The sequence below is a fragment of the Acinetobacter sp. ANC 3813 genome, from assembly GCF_002135435.1.
Classification (GTDB): Bacteria; Pseudomonadota; Gammaproteobacteria; order Pseudomonadales; family Moraxellaceae; genus Acinetobacter.
This window is the reverse complement of record NZ_NEGK01000004.1, coordinates 344,587-368,373: the sequence shown is the minus strand read 5'-3', so window position 1 is coordinate 368,373 and position 23,787 is coordinate 344,587. Positions and strand designations below refer to the sequence as shown.

Here is a 23,787-nt window from a genome sequence, read left to right as displayed (position 1 = left end):
TTTAGTCCTTGATTTCAAACTCTTCAAGCGGTTTTTGGAAGAAACTGGCGCGTTCACCTAAGATTTCATCTAAGGGCAGGTGTGCCTGTTTGATCAGCTGTTCAAGCTTGTTGGGCGCCATAATGACATGCAGATGCAGATTGCCAAAATCATCATAATTTTCAGATTGAATGACGTTTAGGCCGTAAAGCTGATTGCGCAATTTGCCGTAAGCAGGTTTTAAAGTGAGTTCGAAGCTTTGCAAATGCCCCATCAGGCATTCATGAACAGCTTGTTTCAGAAAATTCAAGCCTTGCTGACTATGTGCGGAAACATAAACGCGGTCCGGCTGATTGGGCGCTTTATAGATAATTTTGGCCTGCTCTCCGCTGGCATCAATTTTATTATAAACCCGCAGCACAGGAGCCTCAGCGCCAATTTCTTTCAGTACTTTCTCTACGGCTTCAATTTGTTCAAGCATATCTGGGCTGCTGGAATCAATCACATGCAGCAGGAGAGTAGATTCTACGGTTTCTTCCAGTGTTGCTTTAAAAGATTCGACTAATGAGTGCGATAGATTGCGGACAAAGCCCACGGTGTCTGCCAAAACTAAATTGCCGATGCCATCCCAATTTAGGCGCCGTAAAGTTGGATCTAATGTGGCAAATAATTGGTCCGCAGCATACACATCGCTGTCTGCCAAAATATTGAAAAGGGTCGACTTGCCGGCATTGGTATAACCGACCAAAGACACTGTTGGCACGGCGGCTTTTTGGCGAGCCACACGGCCCTGCATACGAGTTTGTTTTACTTTATCAATTTTAGCTTTCAGCTGCCCCATACGGATACGCAGAAGGCGTCGGTCAGTTTCTAAAACGGTTTCTCCTGGTCCGCGCAGGCCAATACCGCCTTTTTGGCTGTCAAGGTCGCCGCGGCTGCGGATCAGCCGTGAGGAGAGATGCTGCAGCTGCGCTAATTCTACTTGCAGTTTGCCTTCGTAGGTGCGCGCGCGCTGCGCGAAAATATCTAAGATTAATTCAGTGCGGTCAACTACACGGCAGTGCATGATTTTTTCTAAATTACGCGCTTGAGCGGGCGTGAGGGCATGGTCAAAAATGACCAAGTCTGCTTCATGCGCCTGCGCAATTTGGGCGATTTCATCTGCTTTGCCTGTGCCGATAAACAGTTTGGCTTCTGGGCGGATACGCTGCACATGGATGTGTTCTAAAATATCTGCACCAGCAGAGTCTGCCAGCAGGTGAAATTCTTCCGCGTCTAAGTTTTCCAGCATTTGTACTGCAACACTGACTAAAATAACGCGTTCACCGCTCTGCTGTTTTGACTGATCCAATCTGCACATACTCCTGCTTAAAGCATTATTCTAGGCGAAAATCAGGCAAAAGGGCGGAATGATTTAAATGGCATTATAAAATACCTGTGCAAAAATCATCATTAAACCGCTATATAAGGCTGCGAAGCCACCGATCCACTTTAAGGCAGTCCATGCAGGGATGGCTGCTTCCTGGCTGTTCTGTTCATTCATAAAAATATCAATCTTTATATTCGATTGATTTATTATTATTGATTTTAATATTCGATTGAAATGGGAAATGATGATGCCAATCTTCGGTTTTTATGATCAATGCAAAATTGGGCGCTTCGGTATAGTATGTTGAGCAACTGTGCTTAAAAACACTTAGCCGTTTTGTGATTAGTGATAATTGTATGAATGTATCTGCTGCACCGACAACTTCAACTTTAAAAGGCTTTGCGCGCTTTTTCTTATATGTCCGCAAGGTTTTTGCGATGATGGGAGCGGTCATCCAAGGCTTTTATCTGGTGTATTTCTATCGCTTATACAAAGACCCGAACAACCCTGCCAATACACGCTATGTGCAGTATTTCTGCCGCAAATTATGCAAGGTTTTCAATATTGAGATACGGGTGCATGGCGAGATTCCGCGGACCCCAGCTTTATGGGTCAGCAACCATATTTCTTGGCTGGATGTGGCTGTGCTGGGTTCAGGGGCACGGGTCTTTTTTCTGGCGAAGGCTGAAATTGAAAAATGGCCGTTGATTGGCAAATTGGCAAAAGGCGGCGGTACGCTGTTTATTCAGCGCGGCTCAGGAGACTCGGTCAAAATCCGCGAGCAAATTACCAATTTTTTGAAGCAGGACAGTCCAGTACTGTTTTTCCCTGAGGCGACAACGTCAGACGGTACCAAAATTAAAAAAGTACATGGCCGTTTGCTGGGTGCTGCAATTGAGGCGCGGCGTCCTGTTCAAATCTGCTTAATTTGCTACGTCAATCAGCGCGGTGAGTTAGACACGGTGGCGCCGTATATTGGCGAAATTTCTTTTGCCAAACACGTGCAAAATGTATTGGAAATGCCGCAGGTGACAGCGCATTTGATGGCGCTGCCGGCAATTGATTCGGCTGGGCATACGGTGGAGAGCTTAACGCAAGCCGTACAGCTTAAAATGACGGAAGGGTTAGCGCAGCTGCAGGCTAAAGTGCTGCAGCATCCTGCGGAATAAGTACAATTTTTGCCAAGAAGGTTTACATAAAGCCTTCTATAGGCAGCCAAGAAATAACTTTCATACTGGCGCGCTGCCACCATTTCATTTTAGGTTCTTTGTAATAGGTGCGTGTTTGGCCGTTTGCCAGTTTAATTTTCCAGTTCATGCGCTGGTTTGCATCTAAGACCAGCTTATAGGCATATTTGCTGAGGTTCTGGTCCATCGTCGTATGCACTGCGCGGGCTAAAGATGGGCTGTTCAGCAAAACACCAATCTCGGTATTTAAATAAGCCGAACGCGGATCAAAATTAAAAGAGCCTATAAAAACCTGTTTTTCATCCAGCGCCATTAATTTTGCATGCAGGCTGGAACGGCTGAGGCCTTTCATGCTGACTTTGGCTTTATCGGCCAGCTCATCGGTATTGATATTCAGGTTTTCTGCATTTGGATGAGATAAAAACTCATACAGCTGAACATCATGTTCCAATAGATCCTGACGGTAGGTTTGATAAAAAGCATGCACCAGCGGAACATCGTTGGCTCTGAAAGAGTTGGTCAGCACACGGACCTGAACGCCGTTTTCACTGAGCTGTTTCAGTTTTTCAGCGCCTTGTTTCTCAGGCACAAAATATGCTGAAACAATATCGACACTTTGTTCAGGCTTGCTTAAATGATTGAGCAGCTGAAAATTCAAGTGCTCCTCTTTTTTAGCTTTGGCTTTGATTTTACTTGGCGAGTCTTTGACGACTTCAGCTTTAACCCAGTCAAATTGAATTTGATTGTTGAACCAATTATCAAAAGCATGTGAGCGGTTGGCTAAGTTGAGGTAATTTTGAACAGTAATTTCCTGATTAAAATCGTTCAGCTGCTGCTTTAGCCCATCAAAGCGCAAGCTGTAATGGCGCGGATTGACCAGCTGCTTCACTGGAAAGGCAAAATCGTCATTCCAGTATTCATCAAAAGAATGAATAATTTCATCAGATGCAGAGCCGACCAGCATGACATCAACATCAGAAAATTGGTAATTGTCACTGAGATTGTAATATTGGTTGCTCATGTTGCGTCCGCCAATCAGCGAAATCTGATTGTCTGCAATAAAGCTTTTATTATGCATGCGGCGGTTGATGCGCTTGAGATTCAGAACCATGTCCATGGCGCGGTAATGCCGGAACCGGTAGGGATTAAAGAGTTTGACATCAATGTTGGCATGCTGGTCCAGCGCCAGATAAATGCCTTCCATCTTTTTAGAATTATTATCATCAATCAGCAGGCGGACTTTTACACCGCGGTCTGCAGCCTGAATAATCGAATGTAGCGCCATGGAACCAATTTTGTCGTTATCCCAAATGTAATACTGCAAATCTAAGGTTTTTTCAGCTTTATTGATTAGTTCCAGACGGGCAGCCAATGCCTCCAGCGGGTCATACAGCACATGGTAGCCAGTCAGGCCGGGATTTGCGTTGCGCAGCGGCATGACACTTTTGGCCAGCGATGTCTCTTCTGTAGGCGTATGGAAGGCATATTCCATAGGCTGCGGTGTTTGTTTGGGCAGCGTTGAGCAAGCAGACAGCCCCAACACCAAACTGCAGCTGAGCGCAATAGCCGCTGACTTTGAGTAATTCAGCGTTTGGACTGTGCTGACAGATCCTTTGGCGGTATTTGGGGAATGAGGCATAGATGAAGAAAATCAAAAAAATAGAATTGAGTATAATTGCGAGCTATGAAAAGATAAATATGAGGGTGGTGAATTCCAGCTGATCAATTTGTTGAGTATTCGTATGTGGGAACAAAATTCCGTCGTTCATTATTTTTATATTGCTTTAGCACTCTTAGCGCTGTGGGGGATTTCTCAGGCATGGCTGAGCCAAAAGCGAACGGAAACAATTCATCCTTTTAAAGCCTTTGTACATTTGCTGGCATTTTATTTATCTTATCTGCTGATTCCTTTGTTTTTCTTTAGCATTTATGCAGGCTGGAGCGGCTACTACTTCCCGCATGAAGCAGTATTTGTCTTTTTGGTGAGCGGCATACTGTGCTATGCGCGCTTTATTGAACCGCATTTGATTCAGCTGAAAACTACTCGTTATGAGGTACATGCGGATAAGGCTTTATTAAAGCCAGTTAAAATTGCCTTGGTTGCCGACTTACATATTGGCTTATTTTCAGGTCATGAGCGCCAGCTTAAGCTGATCGTGAAAAAGCTCAATAAGGCGCAGCCAGATTTGGTCGTGATTGCTGGGGATTGGACTTATGAGCCTGAAAATACGCTTGCAGATGAACTTGCTGTATTAAAAGACATTCACGCCCCAGTTTATTCTGTGAATGGCAATCATGATGAGCAGTATCCAGGGCCGCCGATTCAGCAATTATTAAAAAAGGCGCTGCAGCAAAACAATGTGATGGATATAGAGGGGCAAGTGGTTGAGTTTAATGAATTCAGGCTGATTGGCATTGGCGACCTGTGGGCTGGCAAAGCCGATATGCGCTTTATGCCGTCTTTGCCGCAAGATAAGCCTTGGATCATTTTATCGCATAATCCAGATACGGTAGACATGGTGCCGCAGCTGCCTAGCCGTCCTTTAATGCTTTCTGGGCATACCCATGGCGGGCAGGTGGAACTGCCATGGCTGACAGATTATGTGATGAAAAAGGTATCGATTCTGGGGCATAAAAAGGGTTTATATCGGCATGAACATGCGGATGTCTTTGTGACCGTCGGTACGGGCATGGTGGGCGTGCCTTTCAGATTCAGAGTGCCGCCAACAATTGATATTATTGAATTAATTTAAATTTATTGCTTGTTTTGTAGACGTATTTCACATTATATTAAAGTGGATCAACGCTCTGTTTAAAAGCAGTGGAGTTGTCACATTTTTTTAATGTGCGCATATCTGCTGATTCTGAACTGAAGCTTAGACACAAGGCAACGTGAAGAATATGAGTAGAATAATATGTCTGAATTTCACAAAGAAGTTGGAACACTATTTGGGCTCTCTGAGCAGCAGTCTGCACAGCTTGAAGAGGGGCTTAATCAGCTGGCGCAAGATTTTTCCGCAGCGGAACAAGTTGATGACCAGGCTTTTTCTGAGGCGTTTTATCAAAAATTTCAGCAGCTGGCTTTGCAAAGCGGTTTTGAGGAAAGCGATATAGAGCCTTTAATTGGGGTTTTATATTTCACGGAAGATCATCAGCAAGTGGTGACTTATATTGTGCCGAGTTATTACAATTCCGGCGGTGACCGTGAAATGTTTTCAGACACTTATCAGTTAATGATGGATGATCTGAAACAGGCGATCTAAACAGCTGTCAATTTGCTGTTCAGTTTAAAAAATTCAATGATTGAGTTTTTAAAATGCATAAAAAAGCCGGCGCTGGACGCCGGCTTTTTTAATTTAAACGATCTTAGATTTGGTTGTTTACATCATCATTTTTCGTTTCACGGATCAGTAGGAATGCGATCAATGAAAGAATAGAAGCAGCAGTGAGGTAGTAACCTACGGCAGATAAGCCATATTCTGTAGCAAGTTTTGTTGCAATAAGCGGTGCAAATGAAGCGCCAAAGATACCAGCCATGTTAAATGTCAAAGCTGAACCTGTATAGCGTACAGATGTTGGGAAAATTTCTGACAACACAGTACCGATTGGGCCATAGGTTAAACCCATGATTGCAAGGCCAATACATAAGAACAGGAACACGATAAGCGTGTTGCCAGATTCAAGCATGTCGGCAAAGAACAGACCAAAAATCGCAGAAACTACACATACGCCAATAGAGGTTGCTTTACGGCCAAACTTCTCTGCAAGGATTGCAGACAAAGGAATAAAGGCTGCAAAACACAGTGTCGCTACAAGCTGTAACTGCAAGAACTGTTCACGAGAGTAGCCTAGTTTTTTTGTACCCCATTGCAATGCAAATACAGTCGTTAGGTAGAACACGACGAATGTACAGATGGCTGCAATAGTACCCAATACCAGCATTTTGGAATGCTTTTTGAATACTTGAACGAACGGCACATCTACTTCTTTTTGTTTGTTTAAAACGTTTTGGAATGCAGGTGTTTCGTGAAGCTTTAAGCGAATCCATAAGCCCATGATTACAAGCAATGCACTTGAGATGAACGGAATACGCCAGCCCCATTGCATGAATGCTTCTTCAGTCATGAAGTGGCCAAGCGTTAAGAATGAACCCGTTGCTAAAATGAAGCCGATAGGTGCACCCAGCTGAGGGAACATGCCGTACCAAGCACGTTTGCCTTCAGGCGCATTTTCAGTGGCCAGTAAAACTGCACCAGACCATTCGCCGCCTAAACCTAAACCTTGACCCAAGCGGCACAGTGCTAATAGCAATGGTGCTATGATGCCAATTTGACCGTAGGTAGGCAGTAAGCCAATTGCGACAGTAGAAAGTCCCATGGTGAGCAGAGCTGCAACCAAGGTGGCTTTACGCCCAATGCGGTCACCTAAGTGTCCAAACAGCGCAGCGCCAATTGGGCGTGCGATAAACGCGATTGCAAATGTTGCCAAAGACTGAATGGTTGCGGTCATTGGATCTGTACTTGCAGGGAAGAACAAGTAAGGGAAAATAATGACAGCCGCAGTGGCATAGATATAGAAATCGAAGAATTCGATAGTCGTACCTACAAGACTAGCTGTAAGTACGCGGAATTTTGAATTGGCTGCCGGCTCTTGAGCTGCAGCGGTATTTGTTGACGCCATGATTGACCTTACACTTACTAAAAATAAAAAAAGCTTAGTTTTAAAAGCGCAATCTTTTTAAAAAAGGCGTAATTTCTTAAAAAAACAACAGCAATCTTCCCAATTCGACTCGCTCAGGGTCACTGAAATGAAGAATGAGATGATTAAATCACGTAAAGATAGATGGACAAGAAATGTGATCCCGCACCTATCAATACAAAAATATGCCAGATAGCGTGAGTATATCTTACTCTTTTTAATGCATAAAACAATGCGCCAATTGTGTATGCCAGTCCGCCAATGATTAAAAAGGTTAAAGCTTGAGCAGACAGAAAACGTTGCATATCGTCAATTACAAGCAGGGCAAGCCATCCCATCAGCAAATATGCGACTAAAGATATTTTCTGGAAAGAGTTAATGAATATTAACTTGAATAATGTACCAATGATCGCAATCACCCATAAAGCAATCAATAAGTAATGCGCTTTAGCGGTTGGAATGGCAATCGCAAGAAAAGGCGTGTAGGTGCCGGCGATCAAATAATAAATGGCGGTATGGTCGAGTTTTTTATAAAAATAACGCCGGTCAGCAGTGGTCGCCATATGGTAAAGCGTTGATGCTGAAAACAGCATAACCATACTGAGCGCGTAGACCCATAGGCCAAACCATTGACCAGCAGGAAGATAAGACCCTTTTATAATCAATAAAATACCCGCAGCAATTGACAGCAAAGCGCCTGCGCCATGACTGATAAAATTGATGCGTTCTTCAAGCGGGTCATAGTCTGGAACAAGCGGAGCGGTGTCGGTCATTTAAGTGCGCTCGAATAAAATATACAAATGTATAGTAATTGAATTTTGCTTTTAGCGTAAGACGCTTTAAACTTTAGATGCAATTCTTTTCAGGTTTCTATTATGTCCGCCTCGGCTTCTTTATTTCCACAGGAACAGCAATTTTTAGATGCGTTTCAGCAAGCCGTTGATTCACAGCAGTTTGAGCGCATGATTCTGAGCCAGTATAAAGGTGAATTAGAACAATTGGAAAAAATGACTTTACGGGTCATTACGCTGCAGAATGAAAAAATGCTGTCGGTGCTGTACCGCTATAAAACGCAGGATGTTACTAAAAACTATCCTTTAGCGGCTGCCTATGAGCAGGCAAGAACTTTACTGGCCGAGTGCAAGCAAGCCAATCTATTTACAGTTCAAGAAGAGCTGCAGCTCAAAAAGAACAAGAAAAAAGCCATGCTGACCGTCAGTAAAAATGCATCAGTTGTCAAAGCAAATACAGAACAGGGGCATGACCGCACGAAACAGCGATATGTCGATCAGGACAGCCTGTTTTTACAGCCTTTAGGCATTACCGATGCGAAGTCGCAGATTATTCCGAGCATGGCGCGGAAATGGAAGCAGATCAACAAATTTGTCGAAATCTGCGCGGGCGCGTTGGAACAGATTAGAAAAGCAGATCAGCCATTGCATGTGGTGGACTTCGGTTCAGGCAAAGGTTATTTGACCTTCGCACTCTATGACTATTTGGCCAAACATCAGCAGGCGCCTTTTGTGACTGGGGTTGAATTGAATCCTAAGATGGTGGAGTTTTGCCAAGGCGTTGCGGCGCAGTCAAATTTCAGCCAGCTGGATTTCTTCCAAGGTGATGTGCGTACCTATGCGCCTGAACAGCTGGATGTGATGATTGCTTTGCATGCCTGTGATGTGGCGACTGACTTTGCCATTCATACTGGCATTCGGCTGAATGCGCAGATGATTATGTGCGCGCCGTGCTGCCACAAAGAATTGCGCCCGCAGCTGCAAAGCCCGAAAGTATTGTCTCCTATGCTGCAATTTGGCATTCATGCGGGGCAGCAGGCCGAAATGCTGACCGATACCATCCGCGCATTATTGCTCAAAGCCTATGGCTATGAAACCAAAGTCTTTGAATTTGTAGCACTGGAGCACACCAGTAAAAATAAAATGATTTTGGCCGTGAAACGGAAGGATTATACCCAGCCAGATAGCGCTGTTTTAACGCAGATTCAGGCATTGAAAGAGATGTATGGCATTCAGAAGCACTCTTTAGAACTGCTGCTGAATGATCAATGGGATCAGCAGGGCATAGGCAGCAAGTGCTGATGGGAAAAAATATGCCGCAGTTTCAAATTCATTCAGGCCGCTGGGCGCAATTGGAGCAAGATGCCAAACGGGTTCGTGAACAGGTGTTTATTCAGGAGCAGCAGATTGCTCCAGAAGACGAGTGGGATGCAGAAGATTCCGTATCGCAGCATTTCATGGTCTATGATCATGAACAGCCGATAGCGACAGCCCGCCTGCTGAACAGCAACAGCATAGGCCGAGTCGCGGTGCTGAAAGCTTATCGTGGCAAAGGCATTGGCAAATTGCTGATGGAAGCGGTGATTTTACAAGCCCGTGCAGAGGGCCGTAAATTTGTAAAACTGTCATCGCAGGTGCATGCAGTACAGTTTTATTCAGGGCTGGGCTTTAGTGCGCAAGGCGAAGAATACTTGGATTGCGGAATCCCTCATATTGATATGCAGATGCAGTTTTAGCGCAATAAAAAAGCGCTGAGTATTCAGCGCTTTTTTATTGCAGCAGATCAGTGTCCGTGAGCGGGTTCTGATGCAGCATCATGCGGCATCGTATTCATCTGCGCATGCTCTTCTTCAGACATATTCATGTCTGCGGCAGTCGAATTCTGAGCCGTATCTCGTGCTTCTTTTTGCTGCTGCGCTTCTGCCAGCTGCTCTTGAGACATTGCAGGCGCATTTTTAAATGCATGCTGCTGAGTGTTGTCTTTCTTTTGCTGGCTTGGCATGTAGTCTGGCTCATTGCTGACCGCCAGCCAGAAAAAGCCCATAAACAATGCGCTTAAAATGCAGAAAATAATGAGCCCTTTCCAGCCCCAAGGTGATTTTTCAGGAGAGTTTTCATCTGTCATAGCAGCATACCTAATCGAATAAAAAGAATTCAAAAATTTGTTACTTTATAACATAGAATTTGAGGATAAGTTTCAATTTATCTGAAAGGCATGTTTTATTTAAGCTTTTATTGCCCAGTTGAATAGCGCATAAGCAGGGGCTGTATTTCTGGGTAAATCATACTGAAGGCAAAAGCAGTAATAATGAGTGCTGTGCCTTTTAATAAAGCGCGTTGAATGAAAGGGTGATGCGCCCAGCGCTGCATTTGCGCTGCGCCTGCAATATACAGGCTTCCTGCAGCCAATAAGGTCAGCAGCGTAATGGCGGGAATCAGCAGTAACAGATGCAGCTCAAGTTGAGTTGTGCCTAAAATCGCGGGCAGCAGCGCTAAATAAAATGAAATGGTTTTGGGGTTGCTCAGTGTGAGCAGCAAACCATCAACATAGTCTGCAGCCGATTCAGGCTGTGCTGAATTGTGCGCCTGCAATGCAGGCATGCGCCAAAGTGTATAGGCTAAATATAAAAGATACAGACTGCAGATTGCGATCAGCAGATGGCTGAATAATCCGTTAAAAACCGTTCCAATCCAGCTCAAGCCCCAAAGCGCAATGCTCAGAAAAATTAAATCCCCCGTGATTAAGCCCGCCAGCATTTTGAAACCCTTTCGGCTATTTTGATTTAAAGTTTTAAACATCAGGCCAGTCATTCCAGGTCCAGGAATCAGCGCGGCTGCGGCCAGCGTTATGGCATAGCTGCTGAGTAAAGCGGATTCATTCATCATTTTTGTCCATAGATACTGTGCCAATAGTGTTGAACATTGTTGAAGGACGATTTGCTCTATTTATTTCTAATTAATTTAAAATTAGGGTATAAAAACAAATAAAAGCTTTATAAAAGGAATAAATATACCCAAATGATAAAAATAGACCGCAGTGATGAAAAAATTCTGAATAGGTTGCAGCAGGATTCGCGCACCACCAATCAGCAGCTTGCCGAGCAAATTGGCATGTCTGCATCTCCCTGCTGGCGCAGAGTGAAACGGCTGGAAGATACAGGCGTCATCCGCGGCTATGGGGTTTTGCTTGACCGCAAAAAATTAGGTTTAGGCGTGATGGTCTTTATCCGTGTCAGTATTGACAGTCACAGCGAAGCTGAAGCGCGCAAATTTGAAGAAAAAGTCGCAGAGCTGGACAATGTGGTGGCGTGTTATAGCGTGGGCGGGGATGCCGATTTTTTACTGCAGGTGGTTTCGCCAGATTTGGACACCTATGCTGAGTTTTCTATGTCTGTCATTCGGCGCTTGCCGGGCATTAAAGAAATGCAAAGTATGTTTATTTTAAAAGAACTCAAAGCATTTACAGGCTTTCCTGTTAGGCAAAATGGCTAAGGTCAATTTATGCTGTTTTTGTGTGATGGATGACCCTTCAACTGAGCTGCTATTAGCCGAGATTTATCAAACAAAAAAGGAGCGCGAGGCTCCTTTTTTGAAATTTAATAGAAAGCTTAGATCAATTCGCCTTTCGCCGCTTTGTCTTTGAGCAATTGGGGTGCTTTAAAGCGGTCGCCGTATTTTGCTTCCAAGGTATTTGCACGCAGTAATGCTTTTTCTAAACCGAACTGATTTAAGTATTGCAGCGCGCCGCCAGTCCATGGCGCAAAACCAATACCGAAAATTGAGCCGACATTGCCGTCCACAGTTGATTCTAAAACGCCTTCCTCTAAGCAGCGCAAGGTGTCCAGTGACTGCACAAACAGGAAGCGGTCAATCATTTCCTGCTCAGAGATAGTATTGTCTTTTTGCCATTTGCTTAAGCCTGCCCATAAATGCTTTTTCCCGCCTTCTGGATAGTCATAGAAGCCTGCGCCTGCGGCTTTGCCTTTACGGCCGAATTCATGAATCATGGTCTGAATGACCTCATCTACACCTGAACGAGGCAGGTCTTTGCCTTCAGCTTGCAACGCTTTACGTGTTTCATTTGCAACATGCTCAGAAAGGGTCAGAGAGACTTCATCTTGAATCGCCAATGGGCCAACAGGCATGCCTGCTTTGAGCGCCGCCATTTCAATACGGGCGGGGTGTACACCTTCAGACAATAGGCGCAAGCCTTCCTGTACAAAAGTGCCAAATACACGGCTGGTGAAGAAACCGCGGCTGTCATTCACCACAATTGGTGTTTTGCCAATTTGCTGCACAAAGTCAAAGGCTTTGGCCAAAGTGTCTGCAGAGGTGTTTTTACCTTTAATGATTTCGACCAGTTGCATTTTGTCGACAGGACTAAAGAAGTGCAGACCGATAAATTTTGCTTGATCTTTTGAGGCATTGGCCAAGCCTGAAATTGGCAAGGTTGAGGTATTGGATGCAAAAATACCTTCAGCGCTTAAATAAGGCTCAGCTTCTTGAGTCACTTTGGCTTTCAAATCCTGATTTTCAAATACGGCTTCAATGATCAGATCACAGCCTTGTAAATCGGCAGCATTTGCAGTGGCATGAATCAGACCTAAGACTTGATCACGTTTTTCTGCACTTAAACGGCCTTGAGATACTTTTTTATCCAGCAGTTTTTGGCTATAGGCTTTGCCTTTTTCAGCAGCTTCTACAGAAACATCTTTGAGTACAACTGCAATGCCTTTAGATGCTGTGGCATAAGCAATGCCTGCACCCATCATGCCTGCACCTAAAATGCCGACTTTGCTGGCTTTCCATTTGGCTGCGCCTTTTGGACGGCTGGCGCCAGATTTAATGGCATTTAAACCATGCCAGAAGGTGCCAATCATGTTTTTAGAAATTTGGCCGGTCGCAAGGTAGGTAAAATAGCGTGATTCGATGGTCAGTGCCGTATCGACATCAACCTGTGCGCCTTCAACTGCAGCAGCCATAATTGCTTCAGGTGCAGGATAACAGCCTTTGGTTTTATCGCGCAGCATGGCAGGGGCAATCGCAAGCATTTGCGCCACGGCAGGCGTAGATGGTGTACCGCCCGGAATTTTGTAGCCTTTCACATCAAAAGGCTGCTGTGACTTTGGATTGGCTTTGACCCAAGCCATGGCTTTATCCATCAATTCTTCAAGGCTATCTGCAGTATCATGAATCAGCCCGAGTGATTTGGCTTTTTCGACACCCAATTGCTTGCCTTCGATTAATAACGGAAAGGCATTTTGCAGACCCAATAAACGGACCATACGTACAATACCGCCACCGCCTGGCAGTAAGCCTAAAGTGACTTCTGGCAAGCCAAACTTCGCTTTAGGATCATTGAGTGCAACACGGTAATGACAGCCTAGAGCCAGTTCCCAGCCGCCGCCTAAAGCGGTGCCATTCAGTGCTGCAGCAACAGGAATGCCGCGGGTTTCGATGTAGCGCAACTTGGCTTTCATATCTTCAATCATATTGAAGAATTCAGTGGCATGCTCTGGTGTGGCTTGAATCAGCTCATCTAAATCACCGCCAGCAAAGAAAGTCTTTTTTGCGGAACGGAAAATAATCCCTTCAATGTTTTCATCAGCTTGCAGTTTTTCTACGGTTTCGCTTAGGGCAGTGCGAAAGTCTGCATTCATGGTGTTGGCAGACTGGTTTGGAGAATCCAGTGTGAGGATGACGATATTGTCGGCATTTTTTTCAAATTGAATTGCGCTCATAAATTTATCCAAATATTTTTATGACTCTTCTAGTGTTTTTAAATGCATGATCACTACGGAGTCTTTCCAAATTTATTTAATTTCAGGTTAAACCTTCGGTTCGCCCTACTTTTGTTTCGGCAAAAGTAGGCAAAACCATTTGTCATCCACAAAACCTGTCAAACGATGCCTTTTTTCTAAAAATTCGCAGAAACATTATTTCCAAGTTTTTTTTCAGGTTGTGGATGACACTTACCGTGTATCACGTTATGTATGATGAGCTGAATTAAACCAGCTCAATAATGGTGGCAATGCCCATGCCGCCGCCCACACACAAAGTCGCTAAACCGCGTTTTTTGCCTTTGCGCTCCAGTTCATCCAAAAGCGTGCCTAAAATCATTGCCCCTGTTGCACCCAGCGGATGTCCTAAAGCAATTGAGCCGCCATTTACATTGACTTTGGCAGGGTCAACTTTAAGTTCTGTAATGAATCGCATCACCACAGCAGCAAAGGCTTCATTCACTTCAAATAGGTCAATATCTTCAATGCTTAAGCCAGCTTTGGCTAAGGCTTTACGCGCGGCAGGTGTAGGGCCGGTCAGCATAATGGTAGGGTCTGCGCCCACCAGTGCTGTCGCTAGAACTTTGGCGCGCGGTTTCAAGCCTTGTTCTTTTACTGCTTTTTCAGATGCCAGCAAAACCACGGCTGCGCCATCGACAATACCGGATGAGTTGCCTGCATGGTGTACGTGGTTCACCGCGCCAACTTCTGGGTATTTTTGCAGTGCAATCGCATCAAAGCCCATTTGCCCCATCATGGCAAAACTTGGGTTGAGTTTGCCTAAGCCTTCAGCAGTGGTGGTCGGTTTAATAAATTCATCTTGGGCTAAAATGGTCACGCCTGCTTTGTCTTTAACGGGCACGACAGATTTATCGAAGTAGCCATTGGCTTGAGCCGCCGCCGCTTTTTGCTGTGAGTTAGCAGCAAAGGCATCGACATCTGCTCGGCTGTAACCGTCAATAGTGGCAATTAAATCTGCTCCAATGCCTTGCGGTATAAAGTCGCAGGCCATATTGGTTTCAGGGTCCAGCGCCCACGGGCCGCCATCCGAACCCATCGGCACGCGCGACATGGATTCTACACCGCCTGCAACGACTAGGTCTTCCCAGCCTGAGCGGACTTTTTGCGCGGCCATATTTACCGCTTCTAATCCAGATGCGCAGAAACGGTTGATCTGAACACCAGCCACATCATTGTCCCAGCCGGCTGCAATAGCTGCAGTTTTGGCAATATCCGCACCTTGGTCGCCAATTGGAGTCACACAGCCTAAAACAATGTCATCGACTGCCGAGGTATCAAATTGATGGCGGTCTTTCAGTTCGTTTAACAAACCCGTCAGCAAGCTGATCGGTTTGACTGCATGCAGTGAACCGTCTTTTTTCCCTTTGCCGCGCGGTGTGCGGATGGCATCAATGATGTAAGCCTCACTCATATTTTATCCCTTCATTTCTGCATTAAATTTTGCATTAAATATTGTTATGTGCATTTGAGTGTAATGATTAATCAATGAAGTGCAATGACGAGAACGGGTCAGGTCAGATGAGTTTTTTTGCCATATGCTATGTTTGAGATGAAGAACAATAACGTGAAGGAATACAGCTGGAAAATTGAATCTTGCGGGTGAACAGCTGAGCAAGCCATTCAATACAATTCAACTTGAGCACTTAAGGATCGGGCAAAGCAATCAGTCCTTATTGCAAAAATAAAAAAGCACCTAAAAAGGCGCTTTTTTAAGACTGCTGAATACTTAGTGATAGCCGTGCAGCTGGCGGTATAAGCCTGGGGTTACACCTGTCCATTTCTTAAATGCGCGGTGGAACGTACTGGTCTCACTGAAGCCGACTTGCTGCGCGACATCTTCCAAAGTCAGCTCAGGGTTCAGCAATAGATGGATTGCAGCATCACGGCGCAAGGCGTCTTTCACACCTTGATAGCTCTTGCCTTCAGCAGCCAAGCGGCGGCGCAATGTTTGCGGCGATAGATACAGCATCGATGCAACATCGTTCAGCGTCGGCATTTCTTCGCCAATTTGGCTCTTTAATACTTCACGAATACGCGAAGTTAACGAGTTGGTATTTTTGAATTTCACCAGCAGCTGTGCAGGCGCAGCTTTTAAGAACTCTTCTAATGATTCTTCATTTTGACGGATTGGCAGATCCAGATAATCGGCAGCAAAGGTGATTTCTGTACGCGGCGCATCAAACTGCATCACGGGTGCAAAGAACAGCGCATCGTATTCATCGGCATGTTCTGGGCGGCTATAGCCAAAATGCACACGCTCTAAAGGCAGGCGGCGTTCAATCAGCCAAGACGCCAAACCATGCCAAATCATCAGCATGCTTTCAGTTATAAAATGATCGGGGTCCATTGATTTTGGAATCAGCGGAACTAAGCGCGCTTCGTGCTTATCGCGCTCCAGTGACACCGACCATTCATCACCAAATAATTTATAGAATTGTGATGAAAGCTCGAGCGCTTCACCTAAAGTTTTTGCATGAATAATCAATTGGCACATAATGGCAAAAGTGCCCAAACGGCGCGGCTGAATATCAAAGCCGACGTGTTCGTCCTGTGTCACCATCCACAGCATTTTAATGAAGCGGGTGTACTGTTCTGGTGATATGCGCGCTTTAGGCTGACGCAGCAATTCTGCCTCAATACCGACGTGAGACAATAAAGTTTCGACATCCATGCCCAGACGCTTGACGCCTGATAAGGCTGCGTTGACGAAATGGATACTGATCGTATCGCGACTCATGTTAATTCCTTCAGTCTCTTTAATGTTCACTAATGCTTGACCTAAATGACGCTAAAAAATGTAATCATGGCAATTTACAACAGTACTTTAACCATTTTTACATGTTAAATTGCCGAAACTATCAAGGTAAATGGCTGAACATGACATTGTTTTAGTAGTTTTATATTTCTAATATGCCTAAAAATGCAATATAAATAGAGTAAAAGCTCCGATGAATTACCCGCTGAAAGGACTAAAAGTCCTTGATTTTTCCACGCTGCTGCCTGGGCCATTCGCAACGTTATATTTGGCGGATATGGGGGCTGAAGTCGTACATATCGAATCTCCTGTGCGGCCGGATTTAGTGCGCTTAATGCCGCCGTATTCAAATGGGCAGGCGTCTTCACATAATTATCTCAACCGCAATAAGCAGTCTATCGCGCTGGATTTAAAAAATCCTGACAGCATCGCCTTGCTTAAATCTAAAATTACCGAATATGACATTGTCGTAGAACAATTCAGGCCCGACGTGATGCAGCGTTTAGGCTTGGATTATCAAAGCCTTGCAGAAATTCATCCACAGTTAATTTACTGTTCAATCACAGGCTATGGTCAGACCGGCAGCTATAAAGACCGTGCAGGCCATGATATTAACTATCTGGCGCTTTCCGGCATTGTTGGACACAGCGGCCGTCAGCACGGGGGGCCGCCGCCGCTGGGCATTCAAATCGCCGATGTGGCTGGCGGTTCACTGCATGCTGTTATTGCTATCCTCAGCGCAGTCATTGAACGTTCACAAAGCAGTCTAGGCCAATATATTGACATTTCAATGACAGATTGCGCGGTGGCTTTAAACAACATGGCCGCGGCGGCGGAGATTGCCGGCAAGGTGGCGCAGCAGCCTGAACAGTCACATTTAAATGGCGGCACATTTTATGACTATTATGAAACGTGCGATGGCCGTTACTTATCGATTGGCAGTTTAGAACCGCAGTTCATGCTTGGATTGGCGCAGATTTTAGAGTTGCCAATCGTCGCGGAAAAAGGCGCATCCTTTGCGGAAAATGACCGGCAGGCGGTGAAGCAGGCGATACAGGATAAAATCCGCACGCAGGATTTTGCATTTTGGAATGCTTTGTTTAAAGCGGCGGATGTTTGCGTCGAGCCTGTATTGAGTTTGGGAGAAGCGATGCATTCACAACTTGCGCAGGAGCGCGGATGGCTGGTCGATGTCCCGTTGCAGGCATCTGGCTCTGACTCAGAGCTGCAGCTGGCTTGCCCGATTAAATTTTCTCGATCTAAACTGCGTTATGACTTTATGGGGCAGGCGCTGGGCCAAGGGCAGTGGTAAGTTGAGCTGAGTTCTTTTTATATGGCAAAGCGATTCGCTTCAGCCCTATAAAACATTTCAGACTGTTCTATGCTTTATAGATATGGGATTGTACAGAGCCTGAGGCCGCATCGCGTGAAATGGCAAGAAAAAGAAGCCGTACTGTTCAGGCTTTTATTGTTATGAAAATAAATGCTAAAGACTGAATAAATAAATCAATATTGATAAAAGTAAGATGAATCAGGCTGTAAGGCGTTATATCAGTGAAATTTGCATAGGCTTATCAATAAAACCGCTATGAAATATGTAAAAAACGCATTTTCTTGATAGATGAAATCTCGCTATGCTGTGCACCGTTATAATAGAAATTACTAGCTGTACGCCATGTATTTATATACTGATTTTGACCAGCAACTGGTCAATGAACGTGTTGCACAGTTCCGCGATCAAACGGAACGTTATTTAGCAGGCAAATTGACGGAAGATGAATACCGTCCGCTGCGCCTTCAAAATGGTTTATATGTTCAGCGCTATGCGCCGATGCTGCGTATTGCAGTACCTTACGGTCTAATGAACTCTAAACAGCTGCGCAAAGTTGCAGAGCTGGCAAAAGATTTTGACCGCGGTTACGCGCACGTTTCTACACGTCAAAACATTCAGTTTAACTGGCCTGCACTTGAAAATGTGCCGGACATGCTGCAAGAATTGGCATCTGTGCAAATGCATGCGATCCAAACTTCAGGCAACTGTATCCGCAACACCACAACGGACCAATATGCAGGTGTGGTTGCTGGTGAAATTGCAGACCCGCGTCCGACATGTGAATTGATCCGTCAATGGTCTACATTCCATCCTGAGTTCGCTTTCCTGCCGCGTAAATTTAAAATCGCTGTATCAGCGCTTGAAGAAATTGACCGTGCAGCAACGTCATTCCACGATATTGGTGTATATATCGTGAAAAATGAAGCTGGCGAGATGGGCTATAAGATTAAAGTGGGCGGCGGTTTAGGCCGTACACCAGTGATCGGCAGCTTTATCCGTGACTTCTTGCCGCGTGAAGACTTGATTGCTTACTTAGAAGCAGTACTTCGTGTGTATAACTTGCACGGCCGCCGTGACAATAAATATAAAGCGCGTATTAAAATTTTAGTGAAAGCTTTGACTCCAGCTGTATTTGCAGAAAAAGTCGAAGCAGAATTTGCGCATACCATCAAGACTTTAAAAATTGATGCGGCGACTTTGGCAAAAATGGATGACAACTTCACGCCATTTGCATACCAAAACTATGCTGATGAAGATTTTGCTGCACAGTTTGCGGCTGAGCCGAAGTTCAAGCAATGGTTCAACATCAACACCAATGCGCATAAAGTTTCAGGTTACCGCATCGTTACGATTTCATTGAAACGTGCTGGCGTTGCGCCGGGCGACATGACGGTTGAAGAAATGAACCTGATTGCTGACCTTGCAGACAAATATACTTTTGGTGAATTGCGCACAACGCATGAACAAAACATTTCTTTGGTGGATGTTCCGCAAAAAGACTTGTTTGAATTGTGGCAGATTCTTGAAAAGAACAACCTTGCCCGCGCGCATATCGGCTTCATTACCGACATTATCTGCTGCCCAGGCGGTGACTTCTGTTCATTGGCCAATGCGAAATCTATTCCAATTTCTGAAGCGATTTCACGCCGTTTTGACGATTTGGATACGGTCTACAACCTTGGCCACATTGATCTGAATATCTCAGGCTGTATGAATGCCTGCGGACATCACCATGTCGGCAACATCGGCATTTTGGGTGTGGATAAAAAAGGCGCTGAGTTCTACCAAATCACTTTGGGCGGCAACGCTGACCATGACGCATCAATTGGCGATATCTTAGGGCCATCATTTGCTGCAGAAGTGGTTCCAGACATCATCGAAGAAATCTTAAATACGTATTTAGATTTGCGTACAGAAGGCGAAGAGTTTATTGAAACTTACCGCCGTGTCGGCATTCAGCCATTTAAGGAGCGTGCATATGCTTAATACAGCACTTCAAGTCCTCTTTAAGGATGGCTCTGTTGCAGACAATACTTACCAAGTTATTGCTGAAGATGGCGCGCTGCCGCAGGGCGATGTGGTATTAACGGTTGAACAGCTGGATCAGCTTGCTCAAGTGACCGGTAAAAAAGGTTTATTCATTACTGTGGATGCATCTCCAGAAGTGAATACATTCCCGCTTGATCAATTAGATACAATTTTTATTGATTTTGCCGGTTTTAATGATGGCCGCGGCTATTCATTTGCAGCACTGTTACGCCGTCAAGGCTATCAAGGTGAGCTGCGTGCAACTGGCGATGTATTCAAAGATGTATTGAACTACATGAAACGCTCTGGCTTTGATTCTTTTGTTGTGAAAGAAGGTAAAGACATTCAGGAAGCCGCTGCAGGTTTAGGTGATTTTACCAACCCGTACCAAGCGTCGACTGCTGTACCGCAAGCGCATTATCAAACGGGTGCTTGAGCCTTCATTTGATGAAAAAATCCTCCCAAGCGGAGGATTTTTTTTATTCAGAGATTTTAAATATGCTATTAGTATAAAAAATCAAAAACGAAACACCATCACTCATGTGGAAATTTTTAGCAAAGCTAATTTCGCCCAAAAAAGTTGAAACAGTAAAATCAGAAAATAATGCTGAAGTTGTTGTTGTGGCTGAGGACTATATAAATAACGAGTTGGATTACGATTATTGTCCTTTTTATCCAAGCGTATCTGAGTTTGAACAAAAATTATTTCGCTTAAGAAGTTATGACGGTCATCTCCGTCAAGAAATTTTGGAAGATTTAAGAGAGTGTTTTGATCCTTTATTATTTCCACATTTGCTATGGCGCTTAAATGATTATGTTCAAATCAATCAAAAATTAGCAGTAGATCATCTGCAGCGTTGGTCGGAGCGTCCAGAATTTTCTGAGCTGTGTCTACAGAATTTTTTTGAAATAGCAGCGTTGCAAAAGAGGCTGCGTGTCAATCCTAAAGTATTTCATTTGCTTATGAACAATATTGGGCAAAACAAACTTTTTTTAGTCGAAAATCTAACGCAAAAGCAGGGGCGTCTTCCTCGCGCTCTTTTAACTTTTGCGGTGGAATTTGAATGGTTAGATGAAAAAGAGTTGATATTACTTTGCCGTCATTCTAAAGATCAGCTGGTTCGAAAATATTGGCTCGATCAGCTAATACAAACTAGCTCAGATCAGCAGATGCTTTCTATTCTTAAAAACTCTCAGCAAAAAGATGTGCAATACGAGCTGTTTAATGAATTATGGAAAAAAGATGCCTTAACCGTAAATGATCTCATTGAGGTGTGGCATAGCCCATATTTGGCGGTCATGGACTATGCTGATTTTGCTTTAAGGCAAAAGAATTTTAATTTTGATCAATATTTTCAAGATCATCCATTTGAGTCTTTATCAAAAAGGAAACTCCGTCTAAGAGCATATCAATGGATGATTCGGAAAGGATCATTGACTGAGTTTTTTCAAATGATTCAGTCTTTGAATAATCCACTGATATCCATGGCGATTTTGCAACTTGCTTTGAAAAGAAAATACATTGGTTTTGAATATTTTAATGAATATTATCAATCTGTTGATGAGAAATTAACATTAAATCGCTTGCTAAAACTGCGAAAGCTTACAGGTCAGCATTTGAGCATAGTTGAACTTGAACATTTAGTGGTGTTATCTGAGCCGATTTCCTTATTGCAGCGTTTAGAGCTGGTGGAGAGTTATAATCGATGGGAACAGTTGTATTGGTATGCCTTACAGCTAAGTTCTATTAATGGGCGAAAAGAGCAGAATCTTTATGACATGCATGTGCAGCGTCGGCTTTGGCGTATAAATGATGAGATTTATCCTCCGCATTGGTCGGCGCATCAAAAGCAGTATTTACAATCTGTCGTGCCCAGTATGATGCAGCAATTTCCAGAGGTATTCTCAGGACAAAATGTTCGAAAAATATTAGAACAGAGATTAGACATTAAAATGTAGCTTAAAAAACCTCAGAATATTGATTCATGAGGTTTTTTAATTCGGTAATTATTCCAGCTGGCAATTCACCATCCATTTAATACCAAATTGATCGGTAAATGCGCCGTATAATGCGCCCCAGAAGGTTTTTTCCAGCGGCATTTCTATAGAGCCATCTTTGGACAGCGCATCAAACAGTGTTTTGGCTTGAGCCTGTTCACTGCTTTCTAAATTAATCGAAATATAGTGATTGTTACCTACGGCAAAGGGTTGGTTGGTTTTCGCGCAGAATTGTTCACTGACATCTGAGGCCATTAGCACGGTAAATTCGTTGATCGGCAGGGAAATATGCATGATCTTTTGCTGATCTGCATCGGACAGGGAAACGCCTTCCTGAGCAGGCATATCGCTATAACGCATCAGCGCAGAAAATTCTCCGCCAAACACGGATTTGTAAAAGTTGAAAGCGGCTTCAGTATCGCCTTTAAAGTTCAGATAATGATTCAGCTGCATAGCGAACATCCACTTTTGTTAGGTATAACTTTAAATATTAGGACGCTTTTCTTAACTTTAAATGATCAATCTATAAAGAAATGTAAGCAAAAAAATCCTCCCGATGAGGAGGATTTTAATATGCTTTTTTTTGATAAGAAGGGGGTAAAAAATCCCCCTAAATCTGCCTTTACTCAGGAAGGCTATAAAGCATTAAAGCACTTCAATTGCTACAGCAGTAGCTTCACCGCCGCCAATACAGAGCGCTGCAATGCCGCGCTTGCCGCCAGTGCGTTTAAGCGCGTGAATCAGTGTCAAAATAATACGCGAACCTGTAGAACCTACTGGGTGACCTAATGCACATGCGCCGCCATTGATATTGACTTTTTCAGCATCCAATTTGAACTCATCCATTGGGCACATAGTCACCATGGCAAAAGCTTCATTGATTTCCCAAAGATCAACATCGGAAGCAGCCCAGCCAGTTTGATTTAACACTTTTTGAATCGCGCCCACTGGAGCAATGGTAAATTCTGACGGATGCTGAGAGTTTGATGCATAAGCCACAATTTTCGCTAAAGGCGCTAAACCTTTGGCTGCAGCATTTTCGGCAGAAGTTAAAACCAATGCAGATGCGCCATCAGAAATCGAGCTGGCGTTGGCTGCGGTAATCGTACCGTCTTTGGCAAATGCAGGGCGTAAAGTTGGAATTTTGTCGATGTTGGCATTAAACGGCTGTTCATCTTTATCAACAATCACATTGCCTTTACGGCTTGAAACAGTGACGGGCACAATTTCATCAGCAAAATAGCCTTCAGTAATTGCAGTTTGCGCGCGTTTTAAAGAGCGGATTGCAAAGTTGTCCATTTGTTCACGGGTATAGCCTTTAGCAATTGCCATATCTTGTGCAAAAGAACCCATCAGGCGGCCAGTTTCTGCGTCTTCAAGGCCATCCAAGAACATGTGGTCTTTGACGTCGCCATGGCCCATACGGTAGCCAGCACGCGCTTTAGTCAGTACATAAGGCGCATTGGTCATAGACTCCATGCCGCCCGCAACTGCGATCTGCGCAGAACCCGCTTTAATCATATCTGCTGCTTGCATCACGGCTTTCATGCCTGAACCGCAAAGCTTGTTAATAGTGACGGCGCCTGTCGAATCAGGAAGGCCAGCCTGACGCATTGCTTGGCGGGCTGGGCCTTGCTTTAAACCGGCTGGCAGCACGCAGCCCATAATCACTTCTTCGACATCGGCTGGCTGCAAGCCTGAGCGTGAAATCGCTTCTTTAATCGCTGCTGCGCCAAGCTCAGGCGCGGTTAAGCCTGCAAGACTGCCTTGGAATCCGCCCATTGCGGTACGTGCGCCATTTACAATTACGATGTCGGTCATTGTCCTTTCTCCACAATTTTTTTAATT

At 44.5% G+C, this 23,787-nt stretch carries 22 protein-coding genes; 10 read left to right on the top strand and 12 right to left on the bottom strand.

Going from position 1 to position 23,787, the window contains the following annotated elements; all coding sequences use genetic code 11:
• Nucleotide 1 precedes the first annotated feature (1 nt).
• Both hflX and B9T34_RS19130 read right to left on the bottom strand, forming a co-directional pair.
• On the bottom strand, nt 2–1,339 hold the full coding sequence (gene hflX, locus B9T34_RS08655; RefSeq protein WP_171265156.1) for a ribosome rescue GTPase HflX: 1,338 nt from the start codon (nt 1,337–1,339) through the stop codon (nt 2–4).
• Between the two features lie 54 nt (nt 1,340–1,393).
• Entirely contained in the window at nt 1,394–1,522 is a 129-nt protein-coding gene (locus B9T34_RS19130; RefSeq protein WP_265733479.1) for a hypothetical protein, read from the bottom strand.
• A gap of 182 nt (nt 1,523–1,704) precedes the next feature.
• Between B9T34_RS19130 and B9T34_RS08650 the strand changes: the two genes are divergently transcribed.
• Nucleotides 1,705–2,517 (top strand): lysophospholipid acyltransferase family protein, encoded by an 813-nt coding sequence (locus B9T34_RS08650; protein WP_086212749.1) that lies wholly within the window; start codon nt 1,705–1,707, stop codon nt 2,515–2,517.
• 22 nt (nt 2,518–2,539) lie between these two features.
• Here the strand turns inward: B9T34_RS08650 and B9T34_RS08645 are convergent, their stop codons facing one another.
• Entirely contained in the window at nt 2,540–4,174 is a 1,635-nt protein-coding gene (locus tag B9T34_RS08645) for a phospholipase D family protein (protein ID WP_228147426.1), read from the bottom strand.
• A gap of 103 nt (nt 4,175–4,277) precedes the next feature.
• Here B9T34_RS08645 and B9T34_RS08640 point away from each other — a divergent pair, with 103 nt between their 5' ends.
• Both B9T34_RS08640 and B9T34_RS08635 read left to right on the top strand, forming a co-directional pair.
• A complete protein-coding gene (locus B9T34_RS08640; protein WP_086212748.1) occupies nt 4,278–5,288 on the top strand; it encodes a metallophosphoesterase in 1,011 nt (336 codons plus the stop codon).
• A 162-nt stretch (nt 5,289–5,450) separates the two neighbouring features.
• Complete coding sequence (locus B9T34_RS08635) at nt 5,451–5,798, top strand: hypothetical protein (RefSeq protein ID WP_086212747.1); 348 nt, start codon at nt 5,451–5,453, stop codon at nt 5,796–5,798.
• 103 nt (nt 5,799–5,901) lie between these two features.
• Here B9T34_RS08635 and B9T34_RS08630 read toward each other — a convergent pair whose 3' ends face one another.
• Together B9T34_RS08630 and trhA are read right to left on the bottom strand one after the other, a co-directional pair.
• On the bottom strand, nt 5,902–7,215 hold the full coding sequence (locus tag B9T34_RS08630; RefSeq protein WP_086212746.1) for an MFS transporter: 1,314 nt from the start codon (nt 7,213–7,215) through the stop codon (nt 5,902–5,904).
• A gap of 143 nt (nt 7,216–7,358) precedes the next feature.
• Nucleotides 7,359–8,006, bottom strand: coding sequence for a PAQR family membrane homeostasis protein TrhA (gene trhA, locus B9T34_RS08625; RefSeq protein ID WP_086212745.1), 648 nt, complete (start codon nt 8,004–8,006; stop codon nt 7,359–7,361).
• Between the two features lie 102 nt (nt 8,007–8,108).
• Here trhA and B9T34_RS08620 point away from each other — a divergent pair, with 102 nt between their 5' ends.
• Entirely contained in the window at nt 8,109–9,326 is a 1,218-nt protein-coding gene (locus B9T34_RS08620) for a class I SAM-dependent methyltransferase (RefSeq protein ID WP_086212744.1), read from the top strand.
• 11 nt (nt 9,327–9,337) lie between these two features.
• Nucleotides 9,338–9,760: a GNAT family N-acetyltransferase gene (locus B9T34_RS08615; RefSeq protein WP_171265155.1), complete on the top strand. Its 423-nt coding sequence runs from the start codon at nt 9,338–9,340 to the stop codon at nt 9,758–9,760.
• A gap of 47 nt (nt 9,761–9,807) precedes the next feature.
• On the opposite strand, the gene B9T34_RS08610 is transcribed toward B9T34_RS08615, so the two are convergent.
• Together B9T34_RS08610 and B9T34_RS08605 are read right to left on the bottom strand one after the other, a co-directional pair.
• A complete protein-coding gene (locus B9T34_RS08610) occupies nt 9,808–10,149 on the bottom strand; it encodes a hypothetical protein (protein ID WP_086212742.1) in 342 nt (113 codons plus the stop codon).
• Nucleotides 10,150–10,256: 107 nt separating this feature from the next.
• Nucleotides 10,257–10,910, bottom strand: coding sequence for a LysE family translocator (locus B9T34_RS08605; RefSeq protein ID WP_228147425.1), 654 nt, complete (start codon nt 10,908–10,910; stop codon nt 10,257–10,259).
• 132 nt (nt 10,911–11,042) lie between these two features.
• On the opposite strand from B9T34_RS08605, the gene B9T34_RS08600 reads away from it, so the two are divergent.
• On the top strand, nt 11,043–11,516 hold the full coding sequence (locus B9T34_RS08600; RefSeq protein WP_171265154.1) for an Lrp/AsnC family transcriptional regulator: 474 nt from the start codon (nt 11,043–11,045) through the stop codon (nt 11,514–11,516).
• A 116-nt stretch (nt 11,517–11,632) separates the two neighbouring features.
• On the opposite strand, the gene B9T34_RS08595 is transcribed toward B9T34_RS08600, so the two are convergent.
• The 3 genes from B9T34_RS08595 to B9T34_RS08585 all read right to left on the bottom strand — a co-directional run bounded on the left by B9T34_RS08595 (nt 11,633) and on the right by B9T34_RS08585 (nt 16,562).
• Nucleotides 11,633–13,765, bottom strand: coding sequence for a 3-hydroxyacyl-CoA dehydrogenase NAD-binding domain-containing protein (locus tag B9T34_RS08595; RefSeq protein WP_086212740.1), 2,133 nt, complete (start codon nt 13,763–13,765; stop codon nt 11,633–11,635).
• A 265-nt stretch (nt 13,766–14,030) separates the two neighbouring features.
• Nucleotides 14,031–15,236, bottom strand: a complete 1,206-nt coding sequence (locus tag B9T34_RS08590; protein ID WP_086212739.1) for an acetyl-CoA C-acetyltransferase — start codon at nt 15,234–15,236, stop codon at nt 14,031–14,033.
• Nucleotides 15,237–15,551: 315 nt separating this feature from the next.
• Nucleotides 15,552–16,562 (bottom strand): AraC family transcriptional regulator, encoded by a 1,011-nt coding sequence (locus tag B9T34_RS08585; protein WP_086212738.1) that lies wholly within the window; start codon nt 16,560–16,562, stop codon nt 15,552–15,554.
• 211 nt (nt 16,563–16,773) lie between these two features.
• Between B9T34_RS08585 and B9T34_RS08580 the strand changes: the two genes are divergently transcribed.
• The 4 genes from B9T34_RS08580 (at nt 16,774) to B9T34_RS08565 (ending at nt 21,900) form a co-directional block, all read left to right on the top strand.
• On the top strand, nt 16,774–17,892 hold the full coding sequence (locus tag B9T34_RS08580; RefSeq protein ID WP_086212737.1) for a CaiB/BaiF CoA transferase family protein: 1,119 nt from the start codon (nt 16,774–16,776) through the stop codon (nt 17,890–17,892).
• Between the two features lie 363 nt (nt 17,893–18,255).
• On the top strand, nt 18,256–19,899 hold the full coding sequence (locus tag B9T34_RS08575) for a nitrite/sulfite reductase (RefSeq protein WP_086212736.1): 1,644 nt from the start codon (nt 18,256–18,258) through the stop codon (nt 19,897–19,899).
• Entirely contained in the window at nt 19,892–20,377 is a 486-nt protein-coding gene (locus B9T34_RS08570; RefSeq protein WP_086212735.1) for a DUF934 domain-containing protein, read from the top strand. Before B9T34_RS08575 ends, B9T34_RS08570 begins: the two co-directional genes overlap by 8 nt.
• 104 nt (nt 20,378–20,481) lie before the next feature.
• A complete protein-coding gene (locus tag B9T34_RS08565; RefSeq protein ID WP_086212734.1) occupies nt 20,482–21,900 on the top strand; it encodes a hypothetical protein in 1,419 nt (472 codons plus the stop codon).
• A 48-nt stretch (nt 21,901–21,948) separates the two neighbouring features.
• On the opposite strand, the gene B9T34_RS08560 is transcribed toward B9T34_RS08565, so the two are convergent.
• Both B9T34_RS08560 and B9T34_RS08555 read right to left on the bottom strand, forming a co-directional pair.
• Nucleotides 21,949–22,392, bottom strand: coding sequence for a VOC family protein (locus tag B9T34_RS08560; protein WP_086212733.1), 444 nt, complete (start codon nt 22,390–22,392; stop codon nt 21,949–21,951).
• A gap of 192 nt (nt 22,393–22,584) precedes the next feature.
• On the bottom strand, nt 22,585–23,760 hold the full coding sequence (locus tag B9T34_RS08555) for a thiolase family protein (RefSeq protein ID WP_086212732.1): 1,176 nt from the start codon (nt 23,758–23,760) through the stop codon (nt 22,585–22,587).
• Nucleotides 23,761–23,787: the final 27 nt, after the last annotated feature.